17 protein-coding genes are annotated in these 19,642 nt (G+C 67.6%); 4 read left to right on the top strand and 13 right to left on the bottom strand.

From position 1 onward, the window contains the following. Positions 1-1,068 precede the first annotated feature (1,068 nt). From G3I17_RS24635 to G3I17_RS24625, 3 genes are read right to left on the bottom strand one after another with little or no spacing between them, the layout of a single operon-like run. Positions 1,069-1,794, bottom strand: coding sequence for a peptide deformylase (locus G3I17_RS24635; protein ID WP_239062831.1), 726 nt, complete (start codon positions 1,792-1,794; stop codon positions 1,069-1,071). A 19-nt stretch (positions 1,795-1,813) separates the two neighbouring features. Further along, positions 1,814-2,521 (bottom strand): hypothetical protein, encoded by a 708-nt coding sequence (locus G3I17_RS24630; protein WP_164599930.1) that lies wholly within the window; start codon positions 2,519-2,521, stop codon positions 1,814-1,816. A 39-nt stretch (positions 2,522-2,560) separates the two neighbouring features. Beyond that, a complete protein-coding gene (locus G3I17_RS24625) occupies positions 2,561-3,100 on the bottom strand; it encodes a hypothetical protein (RefSeq protein ID WP_164599929.1) in 540 nt (179 codons plus the stop codon). Positions 3,101-3,347: 247 nt separating this feature from the next. Between G3I17_RS24625 and G3I17_RS24620 the strand changes: the two genes are divergently transcribed. After that, a complete protein-coding gene (locus G3I17_RS24620; RefSeq protein ID WP_343238398.1) occupies positions 3,348-4,313 on the top strand; it encodes a PQQ-dependent sugar dehydrogenase in 966 nt (321 codons plus the stop codon). Positions 4,314-4,439: 126 nt separating this feature from the next. On the opposite strand, the gene gatB is transcribed toward G3I17_RS24620, so the two are convergent. The 3 genes from gatB to gatC form a co-directional block, all read right to left on the bottom strand. Then, on the bottom strand, positions 4,440-5,942 hold the full coding sequence (gene gatB / locus G3I17_RS24615) for an Asp-tRNA(Asn)/Glu-tRNA(Gln) amidotransferase subunit GatB (protein WP_164599928.1): 1,503 nt from the start codon (positions 5,940-5,942) through the stop codon (positions 4,440-4,442). Next, a complete protein-coding gene (gatA, locus tag G3I17_RS24610) occupies positions 5,939-7,444 on the bottom strand; it encodes an Asp-tRNA(Asn)/Glu-tRNA(Gln) amidotransferase subunit GatA (RefSeq protein ID WP_164599927.1) in 1,506 nt (501 codons plus the stop codon). Before gatA ends, gatB begins: the two co-directional genes overlap by 4 nt. Before the next feature lie 79 nt (positions 7,445-7,523). Beyond that, positions 7,524-7,823 carry an Asp-tRNA(Asn)/Glu-tRNA(Gln) amidotransferase subunit GatC gene (gene gatC / locus G3I17_RS24605; protein ID WP_164599926.1) on the bottom strand — a complete coding sequence of 100 codons (300 nt, stop codon included), beginning with the start codon at positions 7,821-7,823 and terminating at the stop codon, positions 7,524-7,526. A gap of 262 nt (positions 7,824-8,085) precedes the next feature. Here gatC and G3I17_RS24600 point away from each other — a divergent pair, with 262 nt between their 5' ends. Continuing rightward, positions 8,086-8,730, top strand: a complete 645-nt coding sequence (locus G3I17_RS24600) for an ACT domain-containing protein (RefSeq protein ID WP_164599925.1) — start codon at positions 8,086-8,088, stop codon at positions 8,728-8,730. A gap of 100 nt (positions 8,731-8,830) precedes the next feature. On the opposite strand, the gene G3I17_RS24595 is transcribed toward G3I17_RS24600, so the two are convergent. The 7 genes from G3I17_RS24595 to G3I17_RS24565 all read right to left on the bottom strand — a co-directional run bounded on the left by G3I17_RS24595 (position 8,831) and on the right by G3I17_RS24565 (position 16,404). Continuing rightward, positions 8,831-9,055 (bottom strand): hypothetical protein, encoded by a 225-nt coding sequence (locus G3I17_RS24595; protein WP_164599924.1) that lies wholly within the window; start codon positions 9,053-9,055, stop codon positions 8,831-8,833. 6 nt (positions 9,056-9,061) lie between these two features. Continuing rightward, a complete protein-coding gene (locus G3I17_RS24590; RefSeq protein ID WP_164599923.1) occupies positions 9,062-10,615 on the bottom strand; it encodes a PT domain-containing protein in 1,554 nt (517 codons plus the stop codon). Positions 10,616-10,697: 82 nt separating this feature from the next. Beyond that, a complete protein-coding gene (gene ligA, locus G3I17_RS24585; protein WP_164599922.1) occupies positions 10,698-12,827 on the bottom strand; it encodes an NAD-dependent DNA ligase LigA in 2,130 nt (709 codons plus the stop codon). 31 nt (positions 12,828-12,858) lie between these two features. Next, positions 12,859-13,866, bottom strand: a complete 1,008-nt coding sequence (locus tag G3I17_RS24580) for a methionine synthase vitamin-B12 independent (RefSeq protein ID WP_164599921.1) — start codon at positions 13,864-13,866, stop codon at positions 12,859-12,861. Further along, positions 13,863-14,099, bottom strand: coding sequence for a DUF1272 domain-containing protein (locus G3I17_RS24575; protein WP_164599920.1), 237 nt, complete (start codon positions 14,097-14,099; stop codon positions 13,863-13,865). Before G3I17_RS24575 ends, G3I17_RS24580 begins: the two co-directional genes overlap by 4 nt. A gap of 14 nt (positions 14,100-14,113) precedes the next feature. Beyond that, on the bottom strand, positions 14,114-15,202 hold the full coding sequence (gene mnmA / locus G3I17_RS24570; protein WP_164599919.1) for a tRNA 2-thiouridine(34) synthase MnmA: 1,089 nt from the start codon (positions 15,200-15,202) through the stop codon (positions 14,114-14,116). Further along, positions 15,202-16,404 (bottom strand): cysteine desulfurase family protein, encoded by a 1,203-nt coding sequence (locus G3I17_RS24565; RefSeq protein WP_164599918.1) that lies wholly within the window; start codon positions 16,402-16,404, stop codon positions 15,202-15,204. Before G3I17_RS24565 ends, mnmA begins: the two co-directional genes overlap by 1 nt. A 228-nt stretch (positions 16,405-16,632) precedes the next feature. Between G3I17_RS24565 and G3I17_RS24560 the strand changes: the two genes are divergently transcribed. Together G3I17_RS24560 and G3I17_RS24555 are read left to right on the top strand one after the other, a co-directional pair. Then, complete coding sequence (locus tag G3I17_RS24560; RefSeq protein WP_164599917.1) at positions 16,633-18,021, top strand: serine hydrolase domain-containing protein; 1,389 nt, start codon at positions 16,633-16,635, stop codon at positions 18,019-18,021. Between the two features lie 36 nt (positions 18,022-18,057). Next, complete coding sequence (locus G3I17_RS24555; RefSeq protein WP_164599916.1) at positions 18,058-19,641, top strand: ABC transporter substrate-binding protein; 1,584 nt, start codon at positions 18,058-18,060, stop codon at positions 19,639-19,641. Position 19,642: the final 1 nt, after the last annotated feature.

Below are 19,642 nucleotides of genomic sequence, written 5' to 3'. Positions count from 1 at the left end.
CCCTCGATCGCCTCGACCTCCCGCACCCGATCCACCCCGCAGCCTCCGCCCGCACTGACCGGGCAGAGGCTGCGCAGTATCAATCCGCCGGCCAATTCAGGCCTTCCTGCAGCAGTCACCGCGGCCACCTCGCCATGCTCCGAGTACGGATCCTCACCGAAGCAGGATCAGTAGAACCTGATGCTGGTCTGAACTGAATGGACAGCTGCACGCAGAGGGTGGCTGGAGATTCAGGTTCAGCCAGATCAGACATCCCACTTCACGTCAGTTTCGTCGGTGACCGAAGGTATCGCCCGTCAACTCCAGCCCACGCCGATGGCGACGATTCACCCGCTGCCCTCCATGAACGACGCTGGAACAGCTCAGCCACTTATCGATCCGGTACCAGTTCCCTCCCAGCGCCTGCCAGTTCCAAGAGAGGATTCGATGCCCGGGACCCCTTCGCTCGTTGCTGGTGCCTCACGGGCTATCCCAGGTCAAACCTGATCCAATCGCTCGGCCCAAGAATGGGAACTCCTCGTTCTTGCAGCTCCTTGGCGCCCAACATATACAGATACGTATCGTCTCGTACACGATTGCCGGACTCAGTATTGACTATCCAGGCACCTTTATACATCGTCTTCCGCGCCCGATCACGCAACCTTTTCCAGATGCGCGCCGCAGTCTCCTTGCCCGTGCCTGCTCCCAAGCGAGGCACACGGAGCCCCTCACTACCTTCTGCTCCAAGAGTGACTGATAGCCCATCTGGGTTCTTGTCAATGAAACTCATTGCAGAATTGGCCTCGAGATTCACGTCACCAAGATGCAGAGACAGTCGATCCAACGAACCTGCGAAGTCGAAGCCGCTTCGACTCCCATCGGTTCGGGTCACTAGCTCCGCACGGCAATTCGGAAAGAGCTCCTAATACACCAGCGTCAATTGGAATTCCGACACCCATGGCATTACCATCTCAACAATATCTTGACATGTCGCATGAAAACTTAGGGTCGTCTTTCATGGCAGGCTAATTGCACGGCACGAAATGCATCTCATATCCTGCTCCTTCAAGATCTTGAAGCCTCCGGGCGCTAGTCGAGGCGGAAGCGGAGGGCCTTGGCGGCTCTGGTGGGGATGGGGTCGTTCCAGTTGTCCAGGTAGTTCTGGGTGGTGGAGAGGGAGCGGGTTTCCAGCTTGTCTACGTAGACGGTGCCGTGGAGGTGGTCCGTCTCGTGTTGGACGATTCTGGCCTGCCAGCCTTCGAAGGACTCGTGGTGGAGGTGGCCGGTCGGGTCCGTGTAGGTGGCGTCTACGGCGTCGGGGCGGTTCACTACGGCGGTGTAGCCGGGCATGCTTAGGCAGCCTTCGTAGAAGCCTCGGCGGTTGTGGCCGTGGGGGCGGTACGAAGGGTTGATGGCGGCGAAGAACGCCAGGGGGTAGCGGTGGCGGGCCTCGGCTACCTCTTCAGAGACTGTTGCGGGGTCTTCCAGTACTGCGATGCGCACCGGTACGCCGATCTGCGGGGCGGCCAGCCCTACGCCGGGGGCCGCGAGCATCGTTCGGCGCATCAGCTCGACGAACTCGGTCAGCACCGAGTCGTCGACCTGAGCGTCGAACGGCTCCGCCACCTGGCGTAGTACGCGATCGCCCAGCTCGACGATCGGAGCGACACCATCGGGGTACTTCTCGACCAGCTGCGTGATCTGGTCCTTGATGCTGTTCATAGGCGGGCGGCCAACTCCTGAGGCTGTGTGGGCAGACGCGGCCAGCGGCAGAGCCGCCGTACCGGCCAGCAAGGCTCTCCTGCTGATGCTCATGGCCTCATTGTGGCGTAGGTCAGCTCAGCACTGTGAAGTCCACAATCGTATCGTCGAAGCTCTCGTTGCCCGCCTTGTCGTAGGAGGCAGCGGTGATGGAGTCCGGGCCGACCGTGGTGAGCTTGATGGTCGCCGTACCCGGGCAGGGCTTGACGTCGACCGGGGGCTTGCCCATCAGGTGATAGCTGTACTTCGCGACGTCGGTCGAGCCGTTGGCCCCGAAGTGCAGGGTGATCCTCTGGCCCACCTTGTAGACGCCACCCGCCGGCGTGATTGTCACTACGGGGGAATTCGGCTTCACGGTATCGATGGAGAACTCGCAGGTGGCGGACCAGGCTGAGTACTCCGTGCCGTCGAAGACCCGGGCCTGCCAGCTGTAGGTTTTGCCGTCGAGCAACGTCGGGTTGATCTGCGGCTCGTACCAGACTCCCTGCACCTTGGTGTAGCTCTGCGCCGAGAAGACGACGGAGTTGTCCGCCAGGTCGGTGATCCGGAAGTCGACGCTCACCGAGATGGGGTTGCCCCCCGCCGGGGCAGGCACGAAGGCATGCAGAACGGGCGTGGTTCCGTTGATCAGCGGCCGGGCCGCGCCTCGGACACACGTCGTTGCCGGCTGGGTGGTCTTCAGGCTGGCGGTGGTGATCGGGGGCGGAGCGGCTTCGGCCGCGGCGGGGGAAAGTCCCGCCGAAGCAGCCAGAAGTACTGCCGCGATCAGTGCCTTGCGCATCAAATTGTCCTCACGTTGTCAGCCCCGAGCCAGCGAAGGCTACGTTGCGCGACCGTGTGACGACAACTGTGAATAGCTGCAACCGGAGGCGGAGCGGCGGTGTAAGTCAGCTGGAGACGCTGCGCGCCTGGTTGTTGCGAGGTTGCGGATTCGCTTGGTGCGGCCGCGGTCGGCGAGTTCGAGGAGGGAGGGCTTGTGGGTGAGGGATTCGGCCAGGCGGAGTTGGAGCCAGTTTGTGTAGGTGTCGAGGTCTCGGGTCAGGGTGTCGTGGGGTGGTCGGGTGCGGAGGAGGGCGTATTCGGTACTGCGCTGGGTCGCGTAGGCGCGCTCCGAGGGGGCCAGCGCCGCGAGCCAGGTTGGGTGATCGGCCGTCGCGGTGAGGGCGGGCAGGTGGACTACCAGGGACATGACCAGGGCGCGGTCTGGATCCACGGTGGCGGCTTGGAGGAGGGTCGCGTGGCTCGCGGTGTCCTCGGCGGCGGTGCGGTAGAGCTGCCAGCGGCCGACGTCGGTGGTGAGGTCGGGGGTCAGGCCTGTTGCGGTGAGCAACGTGGCTCTCAGGGAGTGCGGGTTGGGCACCGTGGGAGTCTGCGAGGGTGGGTGCATAACGTCTCGGGGTTTGTGGCGTTGGAGTGGTCGATACCTTGGGAGCCTGGGGATGGGTCAGGAACGGATGGTGCTCATGGGTAAGGGTCGCTGGGTTGTGGTGGCGGTAGTGGTGGCTGGGGTGGTTGCCGGGTGCTCCGATGGGAGTGCGGATGCGCAGCCGTCGGTGTCTACCTCTTCGCCGACAGGGGCGCAGTCCGGTACTACGTCCAGTAGGGCGGTGAAGGTTGCGGTGGCCGGGGTGGTGGCTACTGGGATCGAGGTGCCTTGGGGGTTGGCGTTCCTGCCGGACAAGAGCGCGTTGGTGACTGAGCGGGATTCGGGGAAGATCAAGCGGATCGCCGGCAACCAGGTCACTGAGGTCGGGACGGTGGCGGGGGTCGATCCGTCGTCGGAGGGCGGGCTGCTGGGGATCGCGGTTGATCCGCAGTACCCGACGAGGCCTTATGTCTATGTCTACTACTCGACCGGCGACGACAATCGGATCGCTCGGCTCGACTACGTCGACGGCAAGATCAGCAACCCCAGCGTGATCCTGGAAGGGATTCCGCAGGCGGCGGTGCACAACGGTGGGCGGTTGAGGTTCGGGCCAGATGGGTTCCTGTACGCCGGTACGGGCGACGGCACCGATCGGCCGAACTCGCAGAGCGACGACTCGCTCGGTGGCAAGATCCTGCGCATCACCACCGACGGCAAGCCCGCACCGGGCAACCCCGACGGCAGGTTGTGGATCTCCAAGGGGCATCGGAACGTGCAGGGGCTCGCGTTCGACGGGCAGCAGTTGTACGCCGCGGAGTTCGGCCAGGACACCTGGGACGAGCTGAACGCGATCACGCCGGGGGCGAACTACGGCTGGCCGGCCGCTGAGGGCGTGAGCCAACTGGACGGGATGGTCGACCCGATCGCCCAGTGGGCGACCAAGGACGCCTCCCCCAGCGGGATCGCGTTTGCCCAGGGCCACATCTTCATGGCGGGTCTGCGGGGTGAACGCCTCTGGGCGATCCCGGTAGCCGACGGCAAGCGGACGGGCGAGCCGGTCGCCTTCTTCACCGGCCAGTACGGCCGGCTGCGAACCGTCGAGGCGGCTCCCGACGGCTCCCTCTGGCTCACCACCTCGAACACCGACGGCCGCGGCGACCCCAAACCAGGCGACGACCAGGTCCTCCGCCTCACCATCACCCGCTAGCCAAGCAGGCCGACCTCAGGGAAAGCGCTGGGGTTGGGCCCGCCCACCCCGAGTCGGGGAAAGCGCTGGGGTAGAGACAGCGCTGGGCCCGGGCGCCGTGGTGGCGACCGGGCCCAGCGACCAGGTTCAGATTCCCAGCGTGGCGTTCAGTAGTTCGCGGACCTTGGCTGCGTCGGCCTGGCCGCGCATGTCCTTCATGACGGCGCCGATCAAGGCGCCGGCTGCCGCGGGCTTGCCCGAGTTGACCTTTTCGACGACGGCGGGGTTGGCTGCGATCGCGCGGTCGATGGCTTCCTGGAGGGCCGAGTCGTCCGAGACCAGGGCGAGGCCGCGGGCCTCGATGATCTGGGTGACCGAGCCCTCGCCCTTGACCAGGCCGTCGAAGACCTCGCGGGCGAGCTTGTCGTTCAACGCGCCCGCCTCGACGAGCTTCTGGACCTCGGCGATCTCCACCGGACCGACGCCGAGCTCATCGACATCCTTACCGGCTTCGTTGGCCGCGCGGGCCAGCTCGCCCAGCCACCATTTCTTCGCGGCGGCAGCAGCCACACCCAGCGCGACGGTCTGCTCGATCAGGGTCTGCACGCCGCCGTTGACGACGTCGCGCATCTCCAGATCAGTGAAGCCCCACTCCGTCTGCAACCTCAAGCGCTTGACCGGCGGTGCCTCAGGCAGGGTCGCACGAATCTCCTCGACCCATGACCGCGCCGGGGCGACCGGTACCAGGTCGGGCTCGGGGAAGTACCGGTAGTCGTCGGCGTCCGACTTCTCCCGGCCCGAGGTGGTGATCCCGGTGTCCTCGTGCCAGTGCCGGGTCTCCTGGAGAATCTTGCCCCCGGCAACCAGTACGGCGGCCTGCCGGGTGATCTCGTAGGTGATCGCGCGCTCGACCGAACGGAACGAGTTCACGTTCTTCGTCTCGGTACGAGTACCCAGCGCGGTGGAGCCCGACGGCTTCAGCGACAAGTTGGCGTCACACCGCAGCGACCCCTGGTCCATCCGTACGTCGGAGACGTCGAGCGCGAGCAGCAGATCGCGCAGCATGCTCACATAGGCACGCGCGACCGCCGCGGCCTTCTCCGGCGCGACCTCGATCGTCTTGGTGACGATCTCGATCAGCGGGATACCGGCCCGGTTGTAGTCGACCAGCGAGTGCGACGCACCGTGGATACGACCGGTCGCGCCACCCACGTGGGTGGACTTGCCGGTGTCCTCCTCCATGTGCGCGCGCTCGATCTCGATCCGGTACGTCTCGCCGTCGACGACGACCTCGGTCCACCCGTTGAAGGCGATCGGCTCGTCGTACTGCGAGGTCTGGAAGTTCTTCGGCATGTCCGGGTAGAAGTAGTTCTTCCGGGCGAACCGGCACCACTCGGCGATCTCGCAGTTCAGCGCGAGGCCGATCTTGATCGCCGACTCGACGGCGCGTGCGTTCACCACCGGCAGCGCGCCCGGTAGACCGAGGCAGACCGGGCAGGTCTGCGTGTTCGGCGGCGCGCCGAACTCGGTCGGGCAACCGCAGAACATCTTCGACAAGGTGTTCAGCTCGACGTGGACTTCCAGGCCCATCACCGGGTCGAACTGTGCCAAAGCGTCATCGATGGTCAGCACATCAGCAACGACAGTCATCGGGTGACCTCCAGCTCCGGAGCCTTCGACATCAGCACGCCACCCCACTGATCGGCGAACGCCGACTCGAGCGCGGCGCCGACCAGGTAGCACAGATCGTCGCGCATCACCGGCGCCATCACGTGGAAGCCGACCGGCAGGCCGTCCTCGTCGGCCAGGCCGACCGGGAACGACGCGGCCGCGTTACCGGCCAGGTTCGACGGGATCGTGCAGAGGTCGTTCTTGTACATGGCGATCGGGTCGTTCACCCGGTCGCCGATCGCGAACGCGGTGGTCGGCGTCGCGGGTGACACGAGTACGTCGACGTGCTCGTAGGCCGCCGTGAAGTCGCGGGCGATCAGCGTCCGGACCTTCTGCGCCTGGCCGTAGTACGCGTCGTAGTACCCGCTGGACAGCGCGTGCGTGCCGAGCATGATCCGGCGCTTGACCTCGGGGCCGAAACCGGCCTCGCGGGTCAGGCTCATCACCTTCTCGGCATCGTTCTCGCCGTCGTCGCCGACCCGCAGGCCGAACCGCATCGCGTCGAACTTGGCCAGGTTGGACGAGGCCTCGCTCGGCAGGATCAGGTAGTACGCCGGCAGCGCGTACTGGAAGTGCGGGCAGGACACCTCGACCACCTCGGCGCCGAGCTTGGTGAGCAGCTCGACCGCCTCGTGGAAGCGCGCCTCGACACCCGGCTGGTACCCCTCGCCGCCGAGCTCCTTGACGACGCCGACCCGCAGCCCGGTCACGTCACCGCTACGAGCGGCGTCGACCACGGCCGGTACCGGCTGGTTGATCGAGGTGGAGTCCATCGGGTCGTAACCCGCGATCACCTCGTGCAGCAGCGCCGCGTCGAGCGTCGTGCGCGCACACGGACCAGGCGTGTCGAGGCTGGAGGCCAGCGCGATCAGCCCGTACCGCGAGGTACCGCCGTACGTCGGCTTCACGCCGACGGTGCCCGTGAACGCGGCTGGCTGACGGATCGAGCCACCCGTGTCGGTGCCGATCGCGAGCGGAGCCTGGTACGCCGAGATGGCGGCCGACGAGCCACCACCCGAGCCACCGGGGATCCGGTTGAGGTCCCACGGGTTGTGGGTCGTCCCGTAGGCCGAGTTCTCCGTGGAGGAGCCCATCGCGAACTCGTCCATGTTGGTCTTGCCGAGGATCACGATGCCGGCCGCCTTGAGCCGCTTCACCACGGTCGAGTCGTACGGCGGCTTCCAGCCCTCGAGGATCTTCGAACCGGCGGTGGTCGGAATGCCGTCCTGGGTCAGCACGTCCTTCAATGCCAGCGGTACGCCGGCGAGCGGGCCGAGCTCGTCGCCGGCGGCGCGGCGCGCGTCGACGGCGGCCGCCTGCGCCAGGGCGCCGTCGGTGTCGACGTGCAGGAAAGCGTGCACAGCACCGTCGACGGCACCGATCCGGTCCAGATGCGCCTGGGTGATCTCCACCGACGACGCCTGGCCGGAACTCATCAGCTCGGACAGCTCAACCGCGGTCTTCCGCGTCAAGTCACTCATCCGCGGGCCTCGCTTCGCTCGGAACCGCCAATGAGTGAGACTCGCTGTGTTGATTGGTTCGTTCGCATGCGCTCTCTCACTATGCCTCCTCGGTCAGAATCCGCGGTACCCGGAAGCGCTGCTCCTCCGCGGCCGGGGCGCCGGACAGCGCCTGCTCCGGCGTGAGGCAGGGAACGTTCACGTCGGCGCGCATCACATTCGTGAGCGGCAGGGCGTGGGACGTCGGCGGGATGTCCTCGGCAGCCACTTCACTGACCTGGGCGACCAGGCCGATGATCTGCTCGAGCTGCGGAGCGAGGTGGTCGAGCTCGTCTTCGGTGAGCTCGATCCGCGCCAGGCGCGCCAGATGCGCGACCTCTTCGCGGGTTATCGATGGCATGAAGGATTCCAATGGTCTGCAGGTGGGCTGCCGGCCGTGACTGACGTTTGCTCGCAGCCGCTTCCGAACGTTTCGCGCCAGCTATGTAGACAGATGGCTTGCGGCCAGCTTAGTGGGCTATCGAGGCAGCGCCCGCATCCGGTTGTGCGGGCCAAATTATCCACCAGCTGAGAGCCCCGGGCGTGTCACTTTGTTCCGCTCTGTAACATTGGCCGCGACAGGGCGTAACTTGCGTGGTATTCGGCTGGGAGATGATCGTTCGGTGTTCCTGCTGCGATTGATCATCCCGGACCGGCCGGGGTCCCTCGGCACCGTGGCAACAGCACTCGGTGAGGTGAACGCCGACATCCACGCGATCGAGATCGTGGAGCACCGGCGCGAGAACGGCACCGCCGTCGACGACATCGTGGTCGACCTTCCGCCGGGCGTCCTGCCCGACCGGCTCGTCTCAGCCTGCAACGGCGTCCCCGACGTCGAGGTGATCTGGTTCTCCCGGTACGGCGCCGGCGGTGGACTGCACATGGACCTCGAAGCCGTCGAGCAGATGACGTCGGCTCCGGCCGAAGCGGTCGACATCCTGGTCGAGCAGGCCCCGGCAGTACTGCACGCCGACTGGGCCGCGTTGCTGGACGGTACCGGCAGCGAGATCAAGGTCGCGCTGGAGACGAGCGCGACGCCGGAGTTCGGCGACCTGGCCGAGCAGTGGCTGCCGCTGGAGAAGGCGACCACGCTGGTCGCTCCCGACCACAAGGGCTTGGCGGAGTCGGTGCTGGTCGCCGCGCCGCTGGAGTCGAACCGCCGGGTGCTGGTGATCGGCCGCCGCGGTGGACCGGAGTTCCTCGGTTCCGAGGTCGCCCGGCTGAGCTACCTGGCCAACCTCGCGGTCACCATCCGCGCCACCGCCTGACCGACTGACACTGGCTGACCCACTGGCACTGGTTGACAGCTGAACGACGAAGAAGTCGCCTCCCGCTGCGGGAGGCGACTTCTTCGTTCGCTGCGACGTTTCAGTTGAGCTGGCGGTACCAGAAGATCCACATCACGGTGATCACCAGCAAGGCGACCACCCCGATCAGCGTGACGATCACCACCGCCTGGGTGTTGCTGTCCTCACGCTCCGGCAGGTCGAACTGGGTCGGCCCCCACGGGCCGCCCCCGTCCACCCGGTTCAGCGACTCCGGCGGCGGCTTGGCCACCGGGGTCTGCTCGCGCTTCTCCGGGTTGAAATTCATCACACCTCACACGTAGTACGACTCGTACTTGATGCTGATCGTCTGCGACGAGTAGTCGTCGTCGGTCGAGCCGGTCTGCTGTACTCGCCAGCCGGCCACATAACCAGCGTACGGCTTGCCGTCCTTGTGTGCGTCGAGGAAGGTCTTGATCGCCGCCACATCGGCGCCCCGGACCGCAGCCATCGCGTCGCCGACGGCGGCCGGCAGCGCTGCCTTGACCTCGGCGGTGTCGCCGGAGGCCGAGATCTCGAGGATCCGGACCCCGCTGTTGCCGCCGATCCCGAAGATCCGCTGCGAGCCGGCCTTGCCGAGATCCTTGCGGCAGGACGAGGTGCACACGTACTGCTTCGCCTTCAGCGCCGCGGTCAGCTGTGCCTCGGTGGTCTGGAACTCCTTGCGGGGCAGGTCGTAGGAATCCGCTCCCGACTTGCCACCGGCGATCTGCACGCTGTCGCCGCTGTTCAGCAGGTTGAACTCGCCCCAGCTGCTGCCGACCTTGGCGTCCTTCTGCCCGCTCTTCACCACTGCCTGGATCTTGGCCACCTCGCTACCGCCGAAGGTGTCGTTGCCGATCGCCTGCAGCGCCGCGTCGAAGGTGACGGCGGCGTTGTTGACGTTCTCCCGGTTCTGCGACCGGACCAGGACGCCGATGATCGTGCCGTCGGCCTGGAACTGGAAGATCACCTCGGCCTGGCTGACCTCGTCGAACTTGAAGCAGCCACGGTGTGCACCCTGCGCGCCGTTGAACAGGTCGCTGCACTGGAACCCAGCGGCCTGCAACTTGTCGGTCGAGACCTTCGCCTGCCCCGTCGCGTTACCCAGGCCGCTGCCCGAGCTGCTCGGCTCACCACTCGGCTCGCCACTTGGCTGGCCGGAAGGCTCACCCGACGGCTGGCTCGTGGGCTGGCTCGTGGGCTGGGTCGCCGGCGGGCCGGCAGGAGCCGTTCCCGCGCCGTCGTCGTCGCCACCGAGTGCCCTGACGCCGAGGAAGACCACCAGAGCGATCAGCACCAGGCCGATCAGACCGCCACCGATGACCAGCGGCAGCTTGTCCTTCGAGATGCCACCCTTCTTCGGGCCGCCCGGACCACCCTGCCAAGGCTGCTGGCCCTGCTGCCAACCACCCTGCTGAGGCTGCTGACCCCATGGCTGCTGCTGGTAGCCACCCTGCTGCGGGTAACCGCCCGGCTGCTGACCTTGCTGAGGAGGCTGCTGAGGACCCCAACCGCCACCAGGCTGACCGCCCTGCGGAGGCTGCCCGGGACCCCAGCCGCCCTGCTGCGGAGGTTGCCCTTGATGCGGAGGTTGCCCTTGATGCGGAGGTTGCCCTTGATGCGGAGGCTGACCCTGGTGCGGAGGTTGGCCCTGCCCAGGCTGCGGCTGACCCCAGCCGCCACCACCTTGGCCCGGCTGCTGTCCCCAGCCACCCTGACCCGGTTGGCCGCCTTGCTGCCCACCTTGTTGGCCGCCCTGCTGTCCGCCCGGCCGGCCCCCTTGCTGTCCGCCCGGCTGGCCCCCCGGCTGCCCAGGACCCCATGGTCCTTGTGGCGGCGTAGTCATATGCGCTCCTTAAAAACCCACGTGTAGAGGGATGCAAACTAACAGTCGGACGGATCAGTGAGCCCGCCGGATCCGTTCATCGTCAGGCATCTTCCGGCTCGGGGTTCGTCGCCACCGCCGCGGCGGCCTCCGGCCCTTCGGTGAGCAGTACTACGAAGCCGGCCGCGTCCAGAACCGGTACCCCGAGCTGAACCGCCTTGTCGTACTTGGATCCGGGCGAATCGCCCACCACCACGAACGACGTCTTCTTCGACACCGAGCCGGCCACCTTGCCACCGCGCGAGACGATCGCCTCGGTCGCCTCGTCCCTGCTGTACCCCTCGACCGTGCCGGTGACCACGACCGACTGGCCTACCAACGTCTGCTCGACCGTTGGTCCAGTCCGGATCTGCCGCAGCTCGACGCCGGCCTCCTTCCACTTCCGCACGATCTCCTGGTGCCAGTCGATCTCGAACCACTCGATCACCGCGTGCGCGATGGTCGGGCCGACGCCCTCGATCTGCGACAGCTCCTCCTCGGAGGCCGCCTCGATCGCGTCGATGTCGTCGTACGCCGCAGCCAGCGCCGCCGCCGCGGTCGGGCCGACGTGCCGGATCGAGAGTGCCACCAGGCCACGCGACAGTTGTTGTGTCTTGGCCTGTTCGAGATTGGTGAGCAGCTTGACAGCGTTGGCCGACAGCGCGCCCGCCTTGGTGGTGAAGAAGGAGCTACCGGCCAGGTCTTCCTCGGTCAGCGAGAACAGGTCGCCCTCGTCCGCAATCAGCTCGTTGCTGATCAGCGCGTCCGCGGCCTTGAAGCCGAGCACCTCGATGTCGAACGCCGACCGGCCGGCCAGGTGGAACAGCCGTTCGCGCAGCTGGGCCGGGCAGGATTGGGAGTTGGGGCAACGAATATCGATGTCCCCCTCCTTCATCGCCCGCAGCTCCGTCTGGCAGGAAGGGCACTTGGTCGGCATCCGGAACGGGTACGCGTCGTCGGGGCGCAGCTCCATCACCGGGCCGAGGATCTCGGGGATCACGTCACCGGCCTTGCGCAGTACAACGGTGTCGCCGATCCAGACGCCCTTGCGCTCGACCTCCTGCCCGTTGTGCAGGGTCGCGAACTCGACGGTCGACCCGGCCACCCGGACCGGCTCCATGACGCCGTACGGCGTGACGCGGCCCGTGCGACCGACGTTCACCTTGATGTCGAGGAGCTTGGTGGTGACCTCCTCCGGCGGGTACTTGTAGGCGATCGCCCAGCGCGGGGCGCTCGAGGTCGAGCCGAGCGCGCGTTGAAGGTCGACCTCGTCCACCTTGACGACGACGCCGTCGATCTCGTGGTCCACCGAGTGCCGGTTCTCGCCGTAGTACGCGATGAACTCGTTGACCTCGTCCAGGGTCTCGACCCGGCGGGCGCGGTCGCTGACCGGCAGGCCCCACTCCTTCAACAGCTGGTACGCCTCGGAGAGCCGGTTGATGTGGAGCCCCTCGACCTTCCCGATGCCGTGCACGACGAAGCGCAGCGGGCGGCTGGCGGAGACGCGCGGGTCCTTCTGCCGCAGCGAACCGGCCGCGCTGTTGCGGGGGTTCGAGAACGGGTCCTTGCCTGCCTCGACCAGCTGCGCATTGAGCTCCGTGAAGTCCTCCACCCGGAAGTAGACCTCGCCGCGGACCTCGAGGAAAGCAGGCGGTTCGGCGACCTTCAGCTCGTTCGGGATGGAGTCGATGGTGCGGGCGTTCAGCGTGATGTCCTCGCCGGTCCGGCCGTCGCCGCGAGTGGCGCCGCTGACCAGCCGGCCGTTCTCGTAGACCAGGTCGAGGGCCAGGCCGTCCACCTTGAGCTCGCACAGGAAGCCGCTGTCGTGGATCTGCTGGACGGTGACCTCGCGCTCCAGCCGCTTCGCCCAGGCTTCCATCTGCTCGGCGGAGAAGGCGTTGCCCAGGCTCTCCATCCGCTGCGGGTGCTCGACCGCGGTGAACAGCGTCGAGATCGGGACGCCGACCTTCTGGGTCGGCGAGTCCGGCGTACGCAGCTCGGCGTACTGCTCCTCGATCGCTTGCAGCTCGTGCATCAACGCGTCGAAGTCCGCGTCGGAGATGGTCGAGGTCGCCATGTAGTAGCGGAACCGGTGCTCCTCGATCTCCCGGCTCAGCGCGGCATGCCGCTCGCGCACCTCCGGTGGCGGAGCGGGCTGGTCGGCGGCACTGGTCTCGGGGATCTCCGTACTCATAGACCAGAACTTACCGCCAGCCACCGACGTTTTAGGCTTCTGCGGTATCTCCGACGACTTCCGCAACCCGACGGAGAAGTTCGAGCCGGGCTCGGGCGTCGGCCGGTGACGGGGAGCCCGCGAGGCCGCACGCTGGGGTGATGACGACGTCGACCAGGTCCTTCTGGGTCAGGCCGATCTCGTGCCAGCGCCGGGTCAGCAGCCCCGCTGCCTTCTCCGCCTGAGGAATGGCGCCAGTGGTCGGTACTACGCCCGCGTACAAGGTCGTACCGTCCTCCACTGCGAAGGCGATCTGCTCCCAAGCTGCGTCGGTGAGCAGTGCCACGTCTACCGCCACTCCCCCGGCGCCAGACTTCCGGAAGACCTCGATGGGCGGCCGTGCGGCGCAGCAGTGAACCACAGTGATCGCAGGCGCCGCAGCCTCGATCACTCGGCTCAGGAGGTCTACAGACCCAGGACCGTCGACAGAGCGGTGCTTGCCCCACCCGCTGGCAGTAGGAACAGCCCCCGCCAGTACTGCGGGAAGCCCCGGCTCATCAAGTTGCACGACAAGGTCAGCCCCCGGCACCCGTCGTCGAAGGTCAGCAACATGCTCCTGCAACCCGTAGGCCAAGGCCTCAGCCAGATCGCGCCGAGCGCCGTGGTCAGCGAGCACCTTGTCGCCGCGAGGTAACTCCACCGTTGCAGCGAGTGTCCACGGCCCGGTCACCTGGAGCTTCAGCGGACCGGTGTAGCCGTCCGCCAACTCCTCCAGGACATCCAAGTCCTGCAAGAGCAAGGAGCGAGCTCGCCGCTGGTCCAGGCTGGCCCGCGGGTCGTTGCCACCCGTCAACCGCCAGCCCGCCGGCTGCAGGTCCATCGCCAACGACGTCACCAGCCCGGCGGCCCGGCTCACCATGTCGGCGTACGGGCGGGCCGGCAGCTCCGGCAGGAACGGGATGGTCACCGCGTCCAGCACATACTTCGTCCACTCGCGCATGTCCTCGCCAGGCAACGAGCCCATCGCAGTGGTCGCCGCTGGGCCGAAGGGACTGCTCACGTGGTGTTCCTGTTCCGCTGGAGATATCTGGTGACGCGACCGGGCGCCCGAGAGGCAATGTCGGTCGCACCCGTGGTCCGCTTGGGCCGTGCGACCAGCTCACCGCCGCAGTTCGGGCAGACAGCGGACATCGCGGAAGAGCACGCTGGGCAGAAGGTGCACTCGTAGCTGCAGATCACCGCGTCGTCGGCCGGACCGAGCGACGTGGCACAGCGCTCGCACGTGTCCTTCATGCGGAGCACGGGGATCAGACCGTCTGCGGTACGCGCTCGACCGTGTCGATGGTGGCCGAGCCGATCACGCGCGTCCCGTCGTACAGGACGACTGCCTGGCCGGGCGCGACGGCATCCGCGGGCTCGTCGAAGGAGACCAGGACCTGGTCGCCCTCGAGCCGGGCGGTGACGGCGATCTCCTCGCCGTGCGCGCGCAGCTGAGCCTTCACGTGCAGCGTCTCGGTCGGCACCGGGCCACACCAGCGCGGCTTCGACGCGGTCAGCCGCTCGACCGCGAGCTCCGCGCGCGACCCGACCGTCACGGTCTTGTCGACGGGCGAGATGTCGAGCACGAATCGCGGCTTGCCGTCGGCGGCCGGCGTACCGATCTTGAGGCCCTTGCGCTGGCCGACCGTGAAGCCGTGGGTGCCCTTGTGCTCCCCGAGCTTGTTGCCCTGGGCGTCGACGATGTCCCCCGGCGACTCGCCCAGCTGCTTGCTGAGGAAGCCCGGAGTGTTGCCGTCGGCAATGAAGCAGATGTCGTGGCTGTCCGGCTTGGCGGCCACCGACAACCCGCGGCGCTCGGCCTCCGAACGGATCTCGGTCTTGTCCGTGTCGCCGAGCGGGAAGATCGCGTGCTTCAGCTGCTCCTGTGTGAGGACGCCGAGCACGTAGGACTGGTCCTTGGCCGGGTCGACCGCGCGGTGCAACTCGCGACCGGCCGGGGTCTCGACGATCTGCGCGTAGTGCCCGGTGGCGACGGCGTCGAAGTCGAGGGCCAGCGCCCGCTCGAGCACCGCGCTGAACTTGATCTTCTCGTTGCAGCGCAGGCACGGGTTCGGCGTCCGGCCGGCCGCGTACTCGGCGACGAAGGGCTCGACCACGTCGGCGTGGAACCGCTCGGCCAGGTCCCAGATGTAGAACGGGATGCCGATCACGTCGGCGGCGCGACGGGCGTCGCGGGAGTCCTCGACCGTGCAGCAGCCGCGGGCGCCGGTGCGGTACGACTGCGGGTTGCGGCTCAGCGCCAGGTGCACGCCGACCACGTCGTGGCCCGCCTCAGCCATCCGCGCCGCCGCGACGGCGGAGTCGACCCCGCCGGACATGGCTGCGAGTACCCGCATCAGTGGTTCCTTCCTACGTTCTGCAATCCGGCGGACATCGCCCGCTCGACGACGGGCCCGATGTTGTCCAGTACGGCGTCCACGTCGGCCCGGCTGGACGTGTGCCCCAGGGTGAAGCGCAAGGAACCGCGAGCGCGCTGATCGCCGTACCCCATCGCCAGCAGCACGTGGCTCGGCTCCGCGACGCCCGCGTTGCAGGCGGATCCGGTCGAGACCTCGATCCCCCGCGCGTCGAGCAGCAGGAGCAGCGAATCGCCTTCACAGTCCTTGAACGACAAGTGTGCGTTACCGGGCAAGCGGCGTACCGGGTCGCCCGAGAGCATCGCGCCGGGGACGGTACTCGTGATGCCCTCGATCAGAGCGTCGCGCAGGGCGGTCAGCCGCTCCCCATGCTCAGCCTGGTGCTTGATCGCGTGCTCGACGGCCACGGCGAACCCGGCTGTCGCCGGGGTGTCCAGCGTGCCGGACCGTACGTCGCGCTCCTGGCCGCCGCCGTGCACGATCGGCACGAGCTTGGTCTCCTTGCGGACCACCAGCGCACCGATCCCGAACGGCCCGCCGACCTTGTGGGCACTCACCGTCATCGCGTCGACACCGAGCTCGGCGAAATCCACCGGCACCTGCCCGACCGCCTGGACGGCGTCGGTGTGCACGGGGATCGCGTGCGCCTTGGCCAGCGCCGCGATCTCCTGGACCGGCTGCAGCGTGCCGACCTCGTTGTTGGCCATCATCAACGTGACGAAGGACACGGACTCCGGGTCCGCCTCGATCGCCCGCTGGACATCCTCGGGCCGAACGCGGCCCAGCTCGTCGACCGGCAGCCACTCGATCTCGGCACCCTCGTGCTGCGCGAGCCAGATGGCCGGATCCAGCACTGCGTGATGCTCGATCCCGCTCAGCAGGATCCGCCGGCGACGCGGATCCTCCGCCAGCCGGGCCCACCACAGCCCCTTCAGCGCGAGGTTGTCCGCCTCCGTACCGCCTGAGGTGAACACGATCTCGCTCGGCTGGGCGCCCAGCGCCTCGGCGATCGTCTCCCGCGACTCCTCGACCGTCCGCCGCGCAGCCCGCCCGGATCCATGCAACGACGACGCATTGCCGGTCAGCCCGAGGTGAGAGGCCATCGCCTCGATCGCCACGGGCAGCATCGGTGTCGTCGCGGCGTGATCCAGGTAGACCGTACGGCGGCCAGAAGAGGTCATAACAACCTTAAGGGTACGGCGAGGGCGGTTGTTCCCGCTCGGTGGGCGGGGCGCGGACCGCCAGCCCATCAATCACCCTCCGATCGCCCCGGTAACCGCGTCCCACCCGCTGCGGTGAGGGGGTTTGATGGCGTGGCGGTCCGGGCTTCGTCGGAGTGGACGAAATCGGGTTCGGCAGTTGTCGCTCGCGACGAATACGCGGCGCCCCGCCGGTCCTAGCGTCGGTGCATGGCGACCCTGAGCGAAATCCAGACGTGGCTTCAAGACCGGCTGCCGGCGTTGCTCGCCGAGCACGAGGTCCCCGGGACGGCGGTCGCGGTGCTGTTCGGCGGCGAGGTGATCGACCACGCGGCCGGCGTCCTGAGCACTGCGACGGAGGTGCCGACGACCCCCGGCACGGTGTTCCAGATCGGCTCGATCACCAAGGTCTGGACGACGACGCTGGTGATGCAGCTGGTCGACGAGGGCAGGGTCGATCTCGACCAGCCGGTCCGGGCGTACCTCCCCGAGTTCGTGCTCGGCGACGACGCGGCCGCCGCGGTCATCACCGTCCGGCAACTGCTCTGCCACACGTCCGGTTTCGAGGGCGACATCTTCAACGAGACCGGCAAGGGCAACGACGCGATCGAGAAGCTCGTCCGGACGTTCGCCGAGGTCGGCCAGCTCTTCGCGCCCGGCGAGATGTTCTCCTACAACAACGCGGCCTTCGTGATCCTCGGCCGGCTGGTCGAGGTACTGCGCGACAAGCCGTTCGACGCCGTCCTGCGGGAGTACCTCTTCACCCCGCTCGGCCTGGAGCACGCGGCCACCGATCCGTACGAGGCGATCCTGCACCGTGCCGCGGTCGGGCACCTCCGGCCCGCACCCGAGGCGGCACCGGCGCCTGCTCCTATCTGGGCGATGACGCGCGGCATGGCACCCGCCGGCGCCATGCTCGCGATGAGCCCACGCGATCTGCTCGCCTTCGCCAAGCTGCACCTCGACTCGGGAACAGCGGCGGACGGTACTTCGGTACTGAGCCCGGCGAGCGTCAAGGCGATGCAGGACCCGCAGGTCAAGCTGCCGGCGCTCGGGATGATGGGTGATTCGTGGGGGCTCGGCTGGGAGCTCTTCGACTGGGACGGGACGACGGTGATCGGCCACGACGGCGGCACCATCGGACAGAACGCCTTCCTGCGCGTAGTACCCGAGCATGGTCTGGCAGTCGCGGTACTGACCAACGGTGGCGACACGATCGAGCTCTACAAGGCCGTCGTCGCCCAGGTGGTCAAGGAACTCGCCGGCCTGGACCTGCCGGCGCTGCCCACCCCGCCGGCAACGCCCGTGCCGATCGACGCGGACCGGTTCCTCGGCACCTACAGCTGTGAGGTCGCCGACCTGACCATCCGGCAGGACGAGGACGGCCGGGTCTGGCTCGACCAGACGCCGAAGGGGATCTTCGCCGAGCTCGGTCCCGCGCCGGAACCGGTCGAGCTGGTCGGCCGGAACGAGCAGAGCCTGATCGCGCTGAAGGCGGAGAACGGCATGCACGTCCCGCACGTCTTCCTCGGCGACGACGGCGCCGGCCACGCCCTGTACGTCCACAGCGGCCGCGCCATCCGCCGCGCCTCCGCCTGACCCGACCGTCCTGTCCCGTCCCCTGAGAGGTACACCATGAGATCCGTACTCATCGTCACGGTCGCAGCCGGGCTGGTTCTGTCAGCCTGCAGTTCGGGCGACCAGACCACCACCACCGGTGCAGGCAAACCCGTCGCAGGCCAGACGCTGACCATGGCGCTGGGGTCCGACCCAGGCAACCTGGACCCGCAGTTCACCTCGCTGTCGATCACCAAGCAGGTCGACGCGTTCCTCTACGACTCGCTGGTCAACTTCGACTCGGCCGGCAAGCAGGTGGCGGGACTCGCGGAGAAGTGGGAGGGCACGACCACCACGGCGAAGTACACGCTGCGCAAGGGCATCACGTGTCTGGACGGCAGCCCGCTGACGGCGAGCACGGTGGCGGAGAACATCACCTTCGTCGGCAACCCGGCCAGCAAGTCGACCCGGATTGGCGTCTTCGTGCCGGCCGGCGCCAAGGCCACCGGCGACGACGCGACCGGCATTGTCACCGTGACGGCGGCTGCTCCCGACGCCTTCCTGGTCCGCAACGTCGGCGGCCTGCACATCGTCTGCAGCAAAGGGATGAAGGACCGCAGACTGCTCAAGCAGGGCTCGGACGGCACGGGCATGTTCACGGTCGCCGAGGCCGTCCCCGGCGACCACTACACGCTGACTCGCCGCAAGGAGTACGCGTGGGGCCCGGGCGACTTCAAGGCCGACCAGCCCGGCCTGCCGGACAAGGTGGTGCTCAAGGTCGTCGCCAACGAGACCACCGCGGCGAACCTGCTGATCTCCGGACAGGTCAACATCGCCGGCATCGCCGGACCAGACAAGCAGCGGCTGGAAGCGCAGAAGCTCTACTCTCGCAGCGCGGGCACTCCGCTGGGTGAGCTCTGGTTCAACCAGAAGGCCGGCCTGCCGACCGCCGACCTCGCCGTACGCCGAGCGCTGACGCAAGCCCTCGACCTGACCCAGCTCGGCAAGGTGCTCACCAGCGGGACCGGCACACCGACCACCAGCCTGGTTGTCCCGGGCACCGGCCCTTGCAACGACGACACCGTCACCGGCAACCTGCCCGGCCACGACCTCGACGCCGCCAAGGCCGCTCTCGACGCAGCCGGCTGGAAGGCAGCTGCGGGTGGAATCCGGGAGAAGGCCGGCGCCAAACTCTCAGTCGTCTTCTACTTCCTGACCAGTCTCGGTCCCCCGGTGCAGTCGGGCGCGGAGCTGGTGCAGAAGACCTGGGCTGAGCTGGGCGTGGAAGTCTCACTCAAACCCGTCTCCACCGCCGAGATCGGCACGCTCATCCTGGGCGGCCAGGGCACCTGGCACGCCGGCCTGATCCCACTCACGGTGAACCTGCCCAGCCAGCTCGTCAGCTTCATGTCGGGCACCACGCCGCCGAACGGCAGCAACTTCTCCTCGATCAAGAACCCCGAGTACGACGCCGCGGTCCACCAGGCGTCCTCGATCGCCGGCCCGGACGGCTGTGCCGACTGGGCGACGGCCGAGCGCGCCCTGATGAAGCAGCTCAACTTGGTGCCGTTCGTCAACGCGACCGTGCCGATCTTCGCCAAGGGCGCGACCTTCGAGCTGAGCGACGGCGTCTCGCCCGCCTCGATCCGGATGCTGGGGTGAT

The sequence above is a fragment of the Streptomyces sp. SID13031 genome, assembly GCF_010548305.1.
Lineage (GTDB): Bacteria > Actinomycetota > Actinomycetes > Propionibacteriales > Kribbellaceae > Kribbella.
The sequence above is the reverse complement of the archived record's forward strand: the minus strand, read 5'-3'. Positions and strand labels throughout refer to the sequence as shown.